This is a genomic window from Sphingorhabdus pulchriflava, from assembly GCF_003367235.1.
Taxonomy (GTDB): Bacteria; Pseudomonadota; Alphaproteobacteria; order Sphingomonadales; family Sphingomonadaceae; genus Sphingorhabdus_B; species Sphingorhabdus_B pulchriflava.
Genome location: NZ_QRGP01000001.1, coordinates 1,523,127 through 1,538,719, shown reverse-complemented (window position 1 = coordinate 1,538,719; position 15,593 = coordinate 1,523,127). Strand labels below are relative to the sequence as shown.

The 15,593-nt window shown below is 56.1% G+C and carries 14 protein-coding genes and 2 pseudogenes; 4 read left to right on the top strand and 12 right to left on the bottom strand.

The features are described 5' to 3' along the window. Positions 1 to 34: 34 nt before the first annotated feature. From DXH95_RS07670 to DXH95_RS07650, 5 genes are all read right to left on the bottom strand, one after another. Positions 35 to 316, bottom strand: a complete 282-nt coding sequence (locus DXH95_RS07670) for a hypothetical protein (RefSeq protein ID WP_115548779.1) — start codon at positions 314 to 316, stop codon at positions 35 to 37. Positions 317 to 536: 220 nt separating this feature from the next. Next, positions 537 to 2,291, bottom strand: coding sequence for a GMC oxidoreductase (locus DXH95_RS07665; RefSeq protein WP_115548778.1), 1,755 nt, complete (start codon positions 2,289 to 2,291; stop codon positions 537 to 539). A 7-nt stretch (positions 2,292 to 2,298) separates the two neighbouring features. Continuing rightward, positions 2,299 to 3,486, bottom strand: coding sequence for a DegT/DnrJ/EryC1/StrS family aminotransferase (locus DXH95_RS07660; RefSeq protein WP_115548777.1), 1,188 nt, complete (start codon positions 3,484 to 3,486; stop codon positions 2,299 to 2,301). A gap of 229 nt (positions 3,487 to 3,715) precedes the next feature. After that, the gene (locus DXH95_RS07655) at positions 3,716 to 4,726 is read right to left on the bottom strand and encodes a hypothetical protein (protein ID WP_115548776.1); all 1,011 of its coding nucleotides are present in this window, start codon (positions 4,724 to 4,726) and stop codon (positions 3,716 to 3,718) included. A gap of 342 nt (positions 4,727 to 5,068) precedes the next feature. After that, the gene (locus tag DXH95_RS07650; RefSeq protein WP_239016577.1) at positions 5,069 to 5,410 is read right to left on the bottom strand and encodes a response regulator transcription factor; all 342 of its coding nucleotides are present in this window, start codon (positions 5,408 to 5,410) and stop codon (positions 5,069 to 5,071) included. A gap of 270 nt (positions 5,411 to 5,680) precedes the next feature. On the opposite strand from DXH95_RS07650, the gene DXH95_RS07645 reads away from it, so the two are divergent. Next, positions 5,681 to 6,394 carry a helix-turn-helix domain-containing protein gene (locus DXH95_RS07645; protein ID WP_115548775.1) on the top strand — a complete coding sequence of 238 codons (714 nt, stop codon included), beginning with the start codon at positions 5,681 to 5,683 and terminating at the stop codon, positions 6,392 to 6,394. A 3-nt stretch (positions 6,395 to 6,397) separates the two neighbouring features. Further along, positions 6,398 to 7,711 (top strand): transporter, encoded by a 1,314-nt coding sequence (locus DXH95_RS07640; RefSeq protein ID WP_115548774.1) that lies wholly within the window; start codon positions 6,398 to 6,400, stop codon positions 7,709 to 7,711. Positions 7,712 to 7,849: 138 nt separating this feature from the next. On the opposite strand, the gene DXH95_RS07635 is transcribed toward DXH95_RS07640, so the two are convergent. From DXH95_RS07635 to DXH95_RS07620, 4 genes are all read right to left on the bottom strand, one after another. Next, a complete protein-coding gene (locus DXH95_RS07635; RefSeq protein WP_115548773.1) occupies positions 7,850 to 8,473 on the bottom strand; it encodes a hypothetical protein in 624 nt (207 codons plus the stop codon). 11 nt (positions 8,474 to 8,484) lie between these two features. Further along, on the bottom strand, positions 8,485 to 9,219 hold the full coding sequence (locus tag DXH95_RS07630; RefSeq protein ID WP_115548772.1) for a C39 family peptidase: 735 nt from the start codon (positions 9,217 to 9,219) through the stop codon (positions 8,485 to 8,487). Positions 9,220 to 9,265: 46 nt separating this feature from the next. Next, positions 9,266 to 9,703: a hypothetical protein gene (locus DXH95_RS07625; protein WP_115548771.1), complete on the bottom strand. Its 438-nt coding sequence runs from the start codon at positions 9,701 to 9,703 to the stop codon at positions 9,266 to 9,268. An 83-nt stretch (positions 9,704 to 9,786) separates the two neighbouring features. After that, positions 9,787 to 10,395: a hypothetical protein gene (locus DXH95_RS07620; protein ID WP_115548770.1), complete on the bottom strand. Its 609-nt coding sequence runs from the start codon at positions 10,393 to 10,395 to the stop codon at positions 9,787 to 9,789. Positions 10,396 to 10,970: 575 nt separating this feature from the next. On the opposite strand from DXH95_RS07620, the pseudogene DXH95_RS16365 reads away from it, so the two are divergent. Continuing rightward, positions 10,971 to 11,088, top strand: a pseudogene (locus DXH95_RS16365) (IS481 family transposase); the annotation flags it as partial. 170 nt (positions 11,089 to 11,258) lie between these two features. Further along, on the top strand, positions 11,259 to 12,260 hold the full coding sequence (locus tag DXH95_RS07610) for an XdhC family protein (protein ID WP_115548768.1): 1,002 nt from the start codon (positions 11,259 to 11,261) through the stop codon (positions 12,258 to 12,260). A 32-nt stretch (positions 12,261 to 12,292) separates the two neighbouring features. Here DXH95_RS07610 and DXH95_RS16210 read toward each other — a convergent pair. The 3 genes and pseudogenes from DXH95_RS16210 to DXH95_RS07595 all read right to left on the bottom strand — a co-directional run. After that, positions 12,293 to 12,790 (bottom strand): annotated as a pseudogene (locus DXH95_RS16210) (nucleotidyltransferase family protein); the annotation flags it as partial. After that, positions 12,787 to 15,039 (bottom strand): xanthine dehydrogenase family protein molybdopterin-binding subunit, encoded by a 2,253-nt coding sequence (locus tag DXH95_RS07600; RefSeq protein ID WP_115548766.1) that lies wholly within the window; start codon positions 15,037 to 15,039, stop codon positions 12,787 to 12,789. The gene DXH95_RS07600 and the pseudogene DXH95_RS16210, both read right to left, overlap by 4 nt. Further along, the gene (locus DXH95_RS07595) at positions 15,036 to 15,518 is read right to left on the bottom strand and encodes a (2Fe-2S)-binding protein (protein ID WP_220272239.1); all 483 of its coding nucleotides are present in this window, start codon (positions 15,516 to 15,518) and stop codon (positions 15,036 to 15,038) included. Before DXH95_RS07595 ends, DXH95_RS07600 begins: the two co-directional genes overlap by 4 nt. Between the last annotated feature and the right edge of the window lie 75 nt (positions 15,519 to 15,593).

The window sequence follows — 15,593 nt, the reverse complement described above, 5'->3', positions numbered from 1 at the left end:
TTGGTCGCTGATTTGGGGAAGACCCGGTGGAGGCCTAATGCAGCTTTGCTTCCATTTCGATCTTGTCCGCCAGCTTGCGGAACAGATCGGGCAGCTCTTTTTGAATTTCGAGAATGGAATACATGTTTATTGTCGCACCCAGCATTGCCAGCCCTATCGTCTCGGGCGGAAAGCCAAGATCAACGAATCGCCGGTATCCCTTCAGGAACTCCTCCGACACCGCCTGAAACTCACGGAAGTGGGGTGACTCATGATCAATGAGCGGCTCTACGGAGTCGTCCAGAAACCAGAAAAGTCTGTCTTTTCGATCAGTCATATACGATGTCGACACATTGCCCGGCAAACCCCCGACCCAGACGGAACGTAGTTGCAATCAGAGTCTCTTAAGAGTTCTGCGCGCCATGAACAGGGCGGTAACCCATCGTTTCCGCGTGTGGCGCAAACGGGCATTGTCAGGGGGTAGTTTTGTTTCAAGTGGGTAGAATTTCATATTTAGGCGGTAGCGGCCAGCGCATATGGGCCAACGGTGCCAAATATCAGGTGAAGGCAGAAGTTTTGCACAGGACGGTTGCGTTGCTACGGCTCTGTCCAGTTGCCAAATGGTCGGCTAGTCGCAAGGCGAGGGCGAGGAACATCCATGTCGGATTTGCATGCCCCCCGGTCGGACATACTGACCCTCCGGCAATGTAGAGATTGTTGGTACCGAACACACGGCAGTTGCTGTCAACCACGCCGTTTTCGGGATCATTTGCCATTCTCGTTGTTCCCATCATATGGGCGAGGTCGACCGGATCGGGCAAAGGACAATTGTCATCGCTTGCCCAGTCGGCCAGGTCGGGCGCTGCATAACCCGCCGCCCCAAAGGCGCGATTAAGGCGAACGGCAAGAGTCCTGATAGTTCGAGCTTCGATTGCGCCGGTACGCCAATGTGCTGCTGCACGTCTGATGCCCAGCGGGTCCAGTTTCTCGGCGAGCATAATCCGATTATCTCGGTTGGGGGCGGTCTCAGTGATTGCCTCGATACCAAGACCCGTCAACTTGTGCGGGATACCGCCACTGGCAAATTCATCAGCTACCAAATTGGGTGCAAACCGGATTGCTGACCCGACGATCATGTCCTTCGACCATTGCGGAATGTGCGGCGACGTTAGCATCCTCGTTCCCATACCTCGCGCTATGAATCCAATCCCCTTCATAACTGCCACCACATCGTGAAATTTGGCGCCGCTCTGGCGGCGCAGCAGTCGCTTGAGCGCGTCGAAAGGGTCGTCAACCGCCCGCAACGGCGCAAAATAGATAGCTGCATTGAGCAATCCATCCTGCTCCTGAACTTCGGGTGAAAGCGTGAGGCCGTGCATAAACATATGCGAGCGACCCGTGTGGCTCTGCCCATAAAATCCAAATGTGCGGGCAAGTTGCACAATATTTTTTGAACCCTTTACCTCACCCAATCTTATCCCTGCGTGATCAATCAGATAGCGTCCGACCAGATCGTGATGGTTGCCAATTCCGCCCGGTTCGACGTCGTTCGAAACAAGCATCAACCGCGCATTTTCGATAGCACCCGCTGCAAGCACGACGCGGCGCGGCTTAATGATTACCGATGCGCCAGAAAGACTGGCAACTTCCAGTTCATTGGCAATTTGCGAAACCGGATCGAATCCCAGCCTGGTCACGGTCGCATCGAGCAGGACCCGCACCTTGGGTGGCAGCCCGGGCGCGAAGTCGCGACCAAAACGCATGACATCCAGGCGGTCCGTTCTCGAACGTGCGAACTGCCAATAGCAGGAGCGTAAGCCCGCCTCCGAAAAGCGCGGCTCCGGGGCAGCAGGGCAAAGCCCCAGCAGTTCACGCGCTTGATCGAGAGAGGCGTTCAGTTCCTCGCGCCCGATCGGCCAACCCGAATCCGGAATCCAATCGCGTTTGGCAAAGTCGATTTTATCAAATGGCGCGACCTTTCCGGCCCAGGCTTGGGTCGATCCACCCAGCCCGCGGCAACGCACGCCATAGGCCTGACGCTGGGCATTCCAAAGCAGTGCTTGGCCGCCGTGAAAGCCAGTTCGGTGTGCGGCCAAGTCGGGATGCTGCATGTCGTCGGCCGCTAGAACCTCGTTGAGCGCCTCATGCGCTTGATCCTGCTGCTCAAGCCCGCTTTCGAGCAGCAACACATCGATTCCCTTGCGAGCGCAGCGGTCAGCGATAGCGAGGCCAACGGGACCTCCACCGACTATCACAAGATCGGCTTCGATTGTCGCGCCGCCGTCCCGGCCCGAAAGCCGTGTCACCGTCATGGCCTGCCTATGCACCCTTGAGTCTGGCGATAATGCCGTAGGCTGTTCTCGCTTGGGCGTTTGGCGTCCAAAGATTCTTCGCCAATGTGCGCGCAACTATCGTCGACCAGCCAGGATTGATCGTAATACGGCAAGTGCGCCGCATGATATCCAGCGTGCGCGTGCAAGAATGTTCGTCATAGCTGATGTGACGTCTGGCCCAGGCCCACGGGTTCATCGCGGGGTGCGCGGTTCGCTGATTGAGGATCGGATCCCAGTTCGTGTAGACATGCTTGGAATTGTCATAAATCCGATGCACACCCGGACGTTGGGCAAACGCCTCGGCCTCGGCCTCGGTTTCGAAACTGACGGTCATTGTTGCTGCATTGTCCGGATCATTATGAGGCGATATCCGGAATTCTCCGGAGTCTCGCAAAACCTGCTCGATTGCCTTCCGGTTGCGCTTGATCCGCTTGATACTGCGCGACAACCTAGAAAGCTGCACGTCAAGCATCGCCCCTTGGACCTCGGTTACCCGCGAGTGGGATGCAAGGAATGCGGGGGTGTTACCTGCCTCATAGCCGTCACGGGCCCAAATCCCCAGATCGTGAAAATTCATTAGCCTCGAAAAAAGCGCCGGATCGTCGGTCACAACTGCACCGCCCTCTCCAATCGTCATATTCTTGTAGTGGTTGAAACTGTACACTCCCACTTTGCCAAAGGAGCCGCACTTGCGGCCTTTATACTCGACCCCAACTGCCTGGCAGGCATCCTCTACCACCATCAGCGAATGTCGCCGGGCGATGTCCATGATCGCGTCCATGTTGCAGGGCGCGTTGACCATGTGGACGGGAATAATCGCTTTGGTGTTTGGGGTTATCTTGCGTTCAAGATCGACTGGATCGATCGTCAGCGTCTCGTCGATGTCGGCCAATACGGGCACTGCACCTGCAAGCGCCGGGGCCGCCGCGGTGGCAATCCAAGTGTAGGCTGGAACAATCACTTCATCGCCCGGGCCGACCCCGATCGCCGTCATCGCAGCGTGCAATCCCACAGTACCGCTGGTCAGTGCCAATGCGTGGCTTGATCCCATGTGTTCGGCAAAATGTCGCTCGAATCCGGTTGTTAACTGGTATGGCCCCTCGTGGCGGAGCAGGTTTTTGCCGCGCAACGCCTTGCCAACTGCAAGCCACTCTCTGAAACCTGGTTTGCTCATCGTCCTTGTCGCAGCCTTCCTGATCCAATTGCCCTAGCTCGTCCGTCGGTATGTGCTTGAGATTGCTTGCGAACGGTTTGTTGCTGAATCGAGCATAGCCGTCCCGGCAAGGAAATTGGGCAGCCGATGAGTATATTAGACCGATTGGACGGGCACTGCGTGACTAGCCATGGCAAAGCGGCAGTATTACCCCTTCAGCATAATAACCCTGTTATCGGGCCTGAGCTTCCTAGATACGTTCCAGATTCGCCAACAGTTTGCGCGCCGCTTTTTCCAGTAGCGCAACATCGCGGGGAACTTCACCCAACATGGCGATTCTGCCGTCGGGCAAACGGCGGGCGATTAACAGGGCGAATTCGTCCCCCTCGTTCGAAAGAGCTTCCCAAGTTTGCATCGTAATGTTCCGCAACTTGCGGGCTACCGCAGGGCGGGCTTCATTGCGCGCGCTATCGGCTCCGGCGCGATCTCCACTATTGCGGATCAAACGTTCCAGAGCGACCATGGCTTTCACGCCGCCATCGAAAGTGGCCAGGAAATCGGAAAAAGTCCCGACCGGCAGGTTTTTGCGCCGGCCATAAGCGATCGCGGCGGCAAATTCGGTGACGCGCGCTTTGTCATAGTCTGCGCCGAAGACCAGCTTTATGATCGGCGTATAGGGCGCTCGATCCTGAATTGTCAGTCCGGCCTCTTCGATTAGCCGCGCATAGGCCTCAGGCTGGTGATCTGCATAAAATGTGAGATCGTAAGTTGGCCCCAGAGCGGTATAAAGTGCCTTGCGGGTGCGCGCGTTCATCACGCCATAATCAGACGCGAAGGCCCGTGCCTCGGCAAGCAAATGCGCCAGGTCCGCCGCCCCGGCAACGCCCGAACTCGGCTGTGCGAAATTGTCCAAAGCAGCTAGCTTTGGCGTGTTTTTGCCCATCACAAAGACAGGGGTGGGCGACCGCGTTGGCTCTGTGGCAGGATTATTGCCTTGTGCAGGTGACTTTATGATGCTCCATTCCGTCGCGTTTCCGATATCAGTTGCGCGACTGGGTTCGGCCCGAGCCGCGGTCAGCTCGAAACCAGAAATTCGCGGGCCGACATCGATTTTTTTGACCACCGGTTCTGGTGGCACCACATTGCAAAGCAAAAGGACATTTTGTTCAGACTCTATGGCGCTCTCTCCTCCCGACTCTGTGGGGCAGATCAGTGCGTTGTCGAGGAGCAGAATGTCGTCGTTCGCTCGTTCCTGTTCCATTTTATCCCTGTCTCCTGACCCGGATCAGCGCTATTCACGCAGATGTGGAATTCTCAGTATGTCGAGCGGATTTGCAGGACTCAATTGGAAATCGGGCTTAACTCATTCGTCTACCGACCTGCTGATGCCGTGAACAAACTGTCGAATTTCGGATCAGCGGTTTGCCTGCGGTTACCGATGTATTGAACGATTTTTTGAATTTTGTTGGACTATTAGTTTGGCCCCGTATGCACGTTAAATGTGAGGTGCCGGCCCTTTCGGGTAAAGATAGCACGTTGAACAGACTGTTCCGACTTCTACCTAGCGCTATTGCTGCAAAGATCATGATCGCGCTAACGCATTTTAAGCAGCTTCCGCGCTGTCGAAATGCAATAAACCCAGTTCGAGTGCCAAAGTCACCATATGCGTGCGATTTCTTGCCCGCAATTTCAATCTGACATTTTCGATGTGACGCTCAACCGTGCGGGGCGCTATTGCGATTTCCTGCGCCGTCTCTTTAGCTGACAACCCCTGCGATACTAATTCCAAAACCTGTTGTTCCCGGGCAGTAAGGGCCGGGACTCCGCTTTGCGGATCGATGTGCAACACAGTATTATCCTCTTCGTCATCGAAACTGACGCGACCAGTAAAACCGTTTGCAACCCAAATGTTTTCAGCTTGCAGCTCTAAATTCAGTTCAGGCAAATCCCCGAACGGGCGCTGCTTCTATCTTGCCCTCTGTTGCGTGTGAAATTGACGATAAATTTTGCCCCGTCAACCTCACCTCATCATCTAGCATATATCCTAAGTTAAACCCAATTGTAAAATTCACTCAGTGAATTTACCCACATGTTTCCCTCAATGGCAAAGCACCTGCGAAATCCATGCAATAGCCAGCAATTCCTCCGTTGTTTAGGCTAGCCAGCGTACCCCAAAAACAAAAAAAACGGGCCGCGCCAGCAAAGGGAATGTAAAATGCTCAGGCTTAGCGGTCAAACAGCCAATCCGGCTGCACGTCATACACAAACAACCCTGAAATTTCGCAAAGGCGAGATCATCTACGCTCAGGGAGACCCTGCAAGCGACTGGTATCAAGTGGTTTCCGGCACGGTGCGAACATGTTTTCTGTATCGCGACGGGCATCGGCAGTTGACTGGTTTCTATTATGGCGGCGACGTATTCGGCATTGAAGCAGAAAAGTTTCGCTCCTCTGCCGAGGCTGTGACTCCTGTGACATTAACCCGGAGAAGCAAGGCGATAGGTTTTGCAATTCCGGCAGAGCAAATTCCCGAAGCGAGCAGCATTCTGCAAAGCGCTTTGAACCACGCACAATCCTGTATTTCGCTTCTCGGGCGGAGAACCGCGAACGAGCGTGTGGCGGCTTTCCTTTTGGCGACTGCTTGGCGCATCGGTGGTCGCGACTCACTGAACCTGCCGATGACGCGCGCCGACATCGCCGACCATCTGGGTTTGACTATCCATACGGTAAGCCGCACCTTGTCCGAACTGGCGCGACGCGAGATCATAAACCTCAACGGGCCGCAGTCGATTACGATCTGCAACCCGCAGCTGCTGCGATTGCTTGCCGATGGAGAGGGCCGAGACTCGTCACACGAGCAAAAGGACCAGATAGGCGCTTTGGACTGTCCGACTTTGGCTATGGCTCCCGCAACAGCTTTTGGGAGATAAGCAGTGACCCGCACATTTTCAGGACGCAGCATTCGCGCTGCTTTGGGTTGTGCCGTATCGGTGACAGCGATTACGATACCCACAAAGGCCGTGGCGTTTGATCTGGACGGAGATGCGGAAAGCCCGGGTGATGTTGTTTCCGAGCCAAGCGTCGCCGAGCAATTGAAACTGATGCGGGCAGAGATCAGCGCGCAGCGCGAAATGATCAAAGTTCAAAATGAAACCATCGCCCGCCAACAAGCAGCGATCGAGACACTCCTCAATCGCACTTCCGGCGATTTTGATCTGGCGCAGTTGAGAGGCACAGGAATCGACCAGATGCCGGCTTCTGCATATTTGGACTCCACCGATCCGCTCCCGGGTGCCCCGGTAGGTGAAGCGCCTCCGCCCGAACCGGCGGTCGAGGCTATGGTGGCGGCGGTTCCGGAAGGGCAGGGTGTGCTCACTCCAAAAGGCAGGCTGACTCTTGATACATCGTTCGAATATACCAACTCTTCCGCGAACAGGCTGGTCTTCAGGGGATTTGAACTGATTCCCGGGCTTCAGGTCGGGTTGATCGAGGCCAGCGACGTTGATCGCGATGCCTTGGTTGGCACCGTCGCGCTGCGGTACGGCATTACCGACCGGTTGGAAATAGAGGGCCGTATGCCGGTGATGTACCGTCACGACCGGATAAAGGTCACACAACTTCGCGACGAAGGTATCGTCCGTACGCTCAAACTCGAAGAGTCGGATATAGGCGACGCCGAAATAGCGCTGCGATACCAGGTCAACGCGCCGACCGAACAAAACCGGATGATCGGTATCGCCAGCCTGCGGGTCAAAAGCGCGACAGGAAAAAGCCCCTTTGACGTAGGTTTTGATTCCTTTGGTGTTGCAACCGGTTTGCCGACGGGTTCAGGTTTTTGGGGCATCCAGCCCGGTTTAAGCTTCCTTTTACCTTCCGATCCGGTGGTGATCTATGGCGGAATGAGCTTCCTCTATCACTTGCCTAAAAATGTCGATCGGATCGTCGGCGACGTCCTTGTCGGCCGGGTAAACCCCGGCGATGCGGCGAGCGCCAACATAGGATTTGGCTTCGCTCTCAATCCCCGCTTTTCCTTCTCGCTGGGCTACAATCACACCTATATTTTCCCCACCGAGCAGATCATCGGCGGAACCAAACAGCGGTCGACACATTTGCAGAGCGGCACCTTTGCCTTTGGCATGTCCTACCGGCTGAACGAGCGCCAATCGATCAACTTCGGCCTGCAACTGGGCGCAACCGCCGATGCACCGGGTATGTCGGTTGTACTGAGATTGCCAATCACATTTTAAGATTGCTCGCCTCGATATAGGCTTACGCGAAATGCAACGAACACCCGTGGATATACATTCAGTAGATCCACGGGTGTCCGATCATTGTGGCCCGATGCAATTCAGGGTGCACTGCGACCTTGATAAGTACGCCCGACTTTACTGCCCAAAAGCGGCACCAATGGTCATCGCGCCGATGGCCGAACTGATGCTGTCGGATAAACGGTTGGACATGATGCTGTCATGAAAGGCTTCATATCCGCCGAGCTCAACCGATGCGTCGACCTGTTGGATGATGTCGAGGTTACTTGCGGTGTTGACCAATATGTTCTGCAAACCGTTTTCGACGCGGTGGACCAACATCGTCTGGCCATCATTTGCCGCGAACACCGGCGTCCCGCCTACGTCCATGCTGATCTTGCCATTGGCAAGCGCCGACGCGTTCAGACTGGCGGCATTTGCGGATGAAATTCCCTGTGCCGCGAACTGTTCCTTCAGCACACCGGCATCGGTCCAACTTACGGTGGTGCGCAGCATCAGCTCGCCATTGATGTAGGTACGGATGTCGGCGCCGAGGTTGACGTTCATCCCATGGATTACAAAACCGCCGCGCTGCTGATCGAGCAGCTCATCGCTGACCGTTTCGGCTAACGCGAACGGCTCTGCGACCCGGTCGGGGGTTTCGGCTGCCTCTCGCAATGGCTGGATTTCGTTGGCCTCTGCCTTCGTGGCCAGCGCGCAACAGCCGCTGGCAAAGGCGATGATAAGGGTTGAGATGCGCATAGAATTTGCTCCTATTGAACCGTGCCAACCCTGACATCGAGCAGGATTTCCGGTCTCAACTGGTAGATCGGTGGAATACCGCGTGTGGCGTCCGCTGCCGAAGCGGTAAGCACATTTTCTTCGAGCGGCGCTTTAGACCAAGGGCCCCAATCGCTCGCTAGATTGAAAGCGGGACGGCGGTCGTCTTCGGGGTTGCCGATTGCCAAATAGATGCCATTCCACATCTTGTCGAAATCTTGCGCCGAATATTCGGTGAGCCCCAATATTGAATCACCTACCAACACGCGGCTTCCGCGAACGCCTTTCACAACGACGAAATGCTTGAATCCGCGCAGATCGATAAGGGCAATGCCAGGTTGGTTGGCCTTGGCGATGTCGGCCACTTTGAATCGATAGCCTTGCGCTTTCAGACCACGGGTTTGAAGGTAGCTTTTCATGTCGAGCATGGAAAACCCGAGTTGACGGATCTTGCCTTGGTCACCCTTTGCCCACATTGCCTTGAAGCTGTCGATCTCGGGGGTTTTGATGCCGTAGTGATAGGTCAAAAGCGTCGCCACGGCAGCAGAACCGCAGCTGAAATCATATTGCTGGCGGATCACCGAACGGAACGGGATTTCGGCCCAGCTCATGGTGCGTATGCGGTAGTTGGCACCCGCCGTATCAGGGGTCAGTCCGACCGTGCCGGCAACCAAAGGGCTCGTTGTCACAGCACAGACAACCGCCATCAAGGCGATTTTCGCACGCATTGCTGAATACTCCTGAGTTCGTTTCAGATCACGCAATAGACGATTTCTAATTGGCGAAATTGATCGTCACATTCATGCCCGATTGCAGGTTGTTTTGCGCACCTGTGTTGATCACCAGGTTGCCAAAACCGTTGAAATTTGTGAGCGCATTATCGGCAAGGCTGATAGATCCGGCGGAAAAATCGCCGTTGATTACACCGCCGCTGTTAACAGCGTTCAGTGTTTGGTTGCCGACGACGATCGTTGCACCTCCGCGGGCGGAATCCAATTCCTCATCCGAAAGATTGCCATCATTTTCTAGAATGACCGGTTCAGGCAAATCGACAATGACAGCTTCTGCAACCAACAATATCGGCCCATCTTCCTGCGCGATATTCTCGATCAAATCGGGTTCCACCGGTGCGATTTCTTGCGCGAATGCAGTGTTCGAAAATCCGCCAACGGTTAGGATCGTAATCGGCACAAAGTAAAATGGCTTAAGCATTTTCTCCTCCTGTCACATTTCGTAGGGGAGTATCGGGAGCCGTCGGCCGCGACCGGCTGGCGGCTCCCAAATCCCGAACCAGCTTATTGGCTGAAGCTGACCGAGCCGCGTGCAGCAATGTTGGTCGCTGCCTGAGCGTTGGAGCCTTGGCCGTTGTTCCAGCCTTGGTTCAAGATACCGGAGAAGGCAGCAAAGGCGCTACCTTCGACCGAGTTGTTGCCGCTGTTGCTGTTCACAGCCGAAACACCGGCGAGTGCCAGAACCGGAGCATTTGTGACCGAAGCATTGAGTTCCTGATCGGCAACCACCGAAGAACTGTCATTGCCATTGTCATGATTGCTGTCGGTGTTGCCCGAACCGATGGTGTTGAACGAGGCAAGCGCGGTCTGCGACTTGTCATTTGCCACATCGTTAAGATTAAGCGAATTGTCGCTGTTGTCCGAATTGTCACTGTTGTCAGTGTTGTTCGAACCGAGTGTATTGAACGAAGCTAGCGCGTTCTGCGAATTGTCGTTGCCCGAATCCTGGACTTGCAGATCGGTCGACGTGCTGGTCGAAGTGGCAGTGTTGCCAATTCCGATACCGCCTGTGGTCGGACCGGCATCGGTATCTGTAGTGATTTGCGCAAATGATGGCGTAGCCGACATTGCGATGACGATTGCCGACGCGGCAAGGATAGTCTTGAGTTTCATGGGTCGTCTCCGTTTCAAATGGGGCAATCCAGTCGTCTGCGCAGAGTCGTCTTGGGCACATGACTGGATACCCTGTTCTGCCCGTTTTCTCCGGACACTCTTTTGATAGTAGCGTCACGGCGTTGCGATGTTGCGAAATGGCAAAGAACGGGCACGGAAACTACGTGGGTAAATTAGCCAGCGGATACTCGCTTTGGCATATTGATTGGGCCGTGATTTCATATCTGTTGTCAGAAGCGACGTTGGGTGTCATCGAAAGGGGCATCAAATCGGCGGATTATGTTTGACGGTCCTCCAACGGAAACGCTGACCAATTTGTAAAATGTATTCAAAAGTGGAAATCGGACGGGTAGCTTCATCACACCGTTGCTTTGACGCAGTTGCTCCTCACAAATGGAGCATTATGATTTGTGCTCGGGAATGCCGAGCCGCCTTCTGGCAGCGCGCACTCCAGTTGCAGCTCCCCAACTGGCCTCTTTGATCCGGAGCATCGCCAAGGCTGCTAGCGAGTGAAGGTGGCAGCTATGTAGAACCGTACGGACGTGCGGGACATCTTTCCCATTGCCGATAGGCAAGGCGAAGTCGATCTCGAGGCCAAACTCAGCGAATGGGAAAACTTCTACAACTTCAACCGACCCCCATGGAGCGTTTAATGGAAAAACACCCCATGAAGCTCTTCGAGAAAGGCGATAATCCAACTACGTCCATGTCCCGCAAGATCGTCAACCTTAAAAGATCCGGCTAACTGCCATGCCTCCTTGCCGCAGTTTCTCAAAATAATTCCGCCCAACACTGACGACTGGACAGCAACCCCGTTTGCCGTAAGCATCAGCATCTTGCATCCGACGAGGGGTCTTCCAGCTTTGACACATTGCCGCCAAGAAGATGTTGCTGATGATATCCGTCCGCTATTGTCGGGCCAGTTATCCAGCCCGCATCGCTTTGCCATAGCGACCTTGGTGGCGGTAGATGGCCCTTCGCCGCGCGATATCGGCGCACAGATGCTGATTACCGAGCAGCAACGCTGGGGGTTTCTCTCCGGCGGTTGCGTGGAAGATGACGTCGCTCGCCATGGCGGCGAGGTTATCGAGACCGACAAGCATCGCTTGCTGCGCTATGGCGAAGGCAGCCCATGGTTTGATATCAAACTGGCCTGCGGTGCGGGTATTTCGATTCTGGTAGAGTCCGCGAGAATTGATGATCCTGCTATTTCAACGCTTCTGTCAGGATATCGCGACCGGAAACCCGTCCTTTGGCAAAGCGACGGCAAAACCCGCAACGCCCGTTTTTTCGATAATGCCATCCCACCCTTGCCCGCTTGGGATGGCAGCTGCTTCTCCGCAGTTTTTGAGCCACCGTTGAGGCTGGTCATCATTGGCGGCGATGCAACCGCATTGGCACTTGCAGGGCTTGCATTGCATCTTGAAACAGAAACGGTGCTGGTGGATCCGGGAGGGCCTATGAGTGCCCCCTTTGCCGGTTTGGCTTACCTGCGTTCAACCACAGTCGAAGCTCTTCCGCTCGATCGATGGACGGCAGTCGCTGTGGTTACCCATGACCGGGACAGTGACGAGAGTATGCTGGCAGCTGCATTGTCGTCGGACGCCTTTTATGTGGGTGCCATTGGTGCACGCAGTCGGCTGCAAAGCCGCGTTGAGCGATTACAGCAATACGGCGTTAGTGCAGCGGCCATTCAACGGTTACGCGCGCCAATTGGGCTTTACGGCCTTGGCAAATCGCCACGTGACATTGCACTGTCAATCATGTCTGAGGTCAAGCGGGACTTCCACAGCCGTTCAGCACGCGCCAGATCGGAGGGCGTGTCTATATCCAGTATCGCGCCTTCGTCAGTAGTTGGTAGATAGCCAAGCTTTGGACCAATCCCGCGCAGAATCGACCCCGCTCCCTCATCGCCTGTTAACGCCAGCAAATCGGGCAGGGCTGTGTCTACAAAGGCGACTGGATGCCCGGGAAAATCGTCAAGAAAGGGGCGGGCGGCGTAGCCTGACCTTTTGGCGAGTTCGGCCAATTCGTCACAAAGTCCGATAGGAGCCAGCGGCATATCGCCAAGGAACAGGAACAGCCCTTCCGCGTCATGCCGCAATGCCTGGATCCCGACGCGGATGGAGGCTGAAACACCTTCCATCCAATCGGAGGCATGAACCACTCTGCACGGCAATCCTTGGAGCGTGGCACCAACCGCATCATAATCTGCGCCGACTACAATTATCGTTTCGCAGAATTCGGCGGCACAGACCGCAGTTGTGGTTCGCCGCAATACCGGCTCCCCGACTAGATCGGCCAACAGCTTATGCTCGCCAAAACGTCTGCTGCTGCCCGCTGCAAGGACTATCGCCGACCAGTTGTTCAGTGCCTTGCTGTGCAGCTGGATCAAACTTTCGCCTGTGTTAAGATCGGCAGCGACCTGATCCGCTTACCCGTCAACGCAAACAGTGCATTGGCCAATGCCGGTGCCGCCGGTGGAACTCCCGGCTCCCCCATACCGCCCATAGGCGCGCCGCTTTCGATGAAATGGATGTCGTGCACCGGGGGTGCATCAGCCAGCTTCAGGATCGGATAGTCGGTGAGGTTACTTTGCTGCACCACGCCCTTGTCGAGCGTGATTGCCTCTCCAATCGCCGATGACAGGCCCATGATCGTACCGCCCTCGATCTGCGCCGCCGCGCCATCAGGATTGACGATGCTGCCTGCGTCGACAACCGTCGTCACTTTGAGCACCTTGGGGCTGCCATCTTCCTTGACCGATGCCTCAATCACATGCGCGACGATGGTCTTGAAGCTTTCGACAATCGCCACCCCTCGGCCGACGCCCTCGGGCGTTGACGTACCCCAACCGCTACGCTTGGCTACCTCGTCGAGCACTTTCAGGTGGCGTGAGCCCGGTTTTAGGTGACGGCGGCGGAACTCGACCGGATCGACCTTCGCGGCATACGCCAGTTCGTCCATGAAGCTTTCATTGTAAAAGCCTTGCTGGGTCGAATTGACCGAGCGCCATGCACCGGTCTGCTGGTTCGATGCATATTCATAATGCCGCCGCGCCACCACGGGCAGGTCATAGATAAAGGTCGTTTCGCTTTCCGCACTCTCGGTCTGTGCATAGTCGTTGAGGAAAGCGGCAATCTTGCCGTCCTTGCCAATCGCGGCTTTGAGCACCGCGGCGCTTTGCGGGCGATAGGCGCCTTGCTGCACCTCTTCCTCACGGCTCCAGATCAGCTTGACCGGATAGGGCAGCTGCATCGCCAGCTTGGTCACCTGTTCGACGATTTCCATATACATGGGCAGACGTCGGCCGAAACTGCCGCCGATCAGCATCGAGTGGAAGGTGACATTGTCGGCATCAAGACCCGAAACCTCTGCCGCAAGCATCTTTGAAGCCAGTGGATCTTGCATCCCGCCCCAAATATCGAGCTTGCCATCCCTGTGATGCGCGGTGAGCGCAAAGGGCTCCATCATCGCATGGTGGAGGAAGGGCACCTGATATTTGGCTTCAATGGGTTTCGCGCCGAGTGCTGCCTTGACATCGCCTTCGCCCGCCTCGCCATCGGGTTCGCCCTTGGCGATCAGGTCGTCATAGGCCTTGAAGATTGACGTGGTCGAGAAACCGGCATTGCCGCCATCGCTGAACTGCGGCGAGAGCGAGCGCAGGCCGGAAAGTGCGGGCCAATAGCCCTTGGCGACCACCGCCACGGCATTGTCGAGTTTGATGACCTTCTCGACGCCCTTCACAGCCATTGCGGGGGCTGCATCTACCGAGGTCAGTTTGCCGCCGCGCACCGGTGCGGCCATGATCGTCGCAATGCGCATGTCGGGGACGGTGAAGTCCATGCCATATTGTGCGCTGCCATCGACCTTGGCGGGCAAATCCAGCCGTGGCATCGATTGGCCCATTATTCGGTAATTTTTGGGGTTTTTGAGCTTCGGATCGCTATCTTGCGACAGCGTCGCTGCCTCTGCCGCCAATTCACCATAGCGCAGCGACTTGCCCGATTTGGCATGGAGCACCCTACTGTCTGCCGTGGACAGTTCGCCCGCAGGCACAGCCAGCCGCTTGGCTGCCACCTCGACCAGCGCCGCGCGTGTCGCCGCGCCGACCATCTGGAAAGTTTTTTGCCCGGTAAAGCGCAGCGCCGACGACCCGCCGGTGATCTGCAGGTTCATCGAACGCGCGATGAAGGAGAGGAAGGATTGCGGAATGCCCTCAACAATGCCCGGCTGTCCGGTCATCTCGGCAAGGAAACCGCGCCCAAGACCGGTATTGGCAAAGGACGGTTCGGCCGGGGCCGATACCAGCTTGACCTTGTCCCATGCCGCATCGAGTTCCTCGGCGAGCATCTGGGCGAGGCCGGTGTTTGACCCTTGCCCGATATCGGTATGCGGCGAGTAGATTGTGATCTGGTCGTCTTCAGCGATTTTCAGCCAGGTCGCGAACACATGCTCGCCTTCACCCTGTGTCAGCGCGACTGCTTTTTTGGCGGCATTACTGTCCGCCAGCTTGATGCCGAAAAGCCCGGCACCGACAACGGCGACACCACCGATCAGGAAGGCGCGGCGTTTGACGCCCTTTTTCTCGGCAGGAGCGGCGGTAGTTTCTTCAACGGCTGGATTGGGATTGTCTGCCATCATGCTGCTCCCTTCACCGCCGCCGCTGCCTGACCAGTGGCCGCGCGGATCGCTTTTCGGATGCGGGGATAGGTGCCGCAGCGGCAGATATTGGTCATCGCCTCGTCAATCTGCGCATCGGTGGGGCGGCCGGTCTGCTGGATGAGCGCGACTGCGGCCATGATCTGGCCCGACTGGCAATAGCCGCACTGCGGAACCTGAACGTCGATCCACGCTTGCTGCACCTTGTGGAGCGTTCCGTCGGCGGACTTCAGACCTTCGATCGTGGTGACATTTTTGCCCGCGACATCGGCAATGGCAATGCTGCACGAACGGGTGATCTCGCCATCTACATGAACCGAACAAGCTCCGCAGGCTGCCACGCCGCAGCCGAATTTTGTGCCGGTCAGGCCAACATCTTCGCGCAAAACCCAAAGCAGCGGGGTATCAGGTTCGGCGTCTACAGACACCGCTTTACCATTCACATTCAGGCTAATCGACACATCCCGCTCCTTCACATTCTCCCGTTAGGCCTCTCATAGCAAACTTTTCCAACAGAGCCATGCTCTCATGCCAAA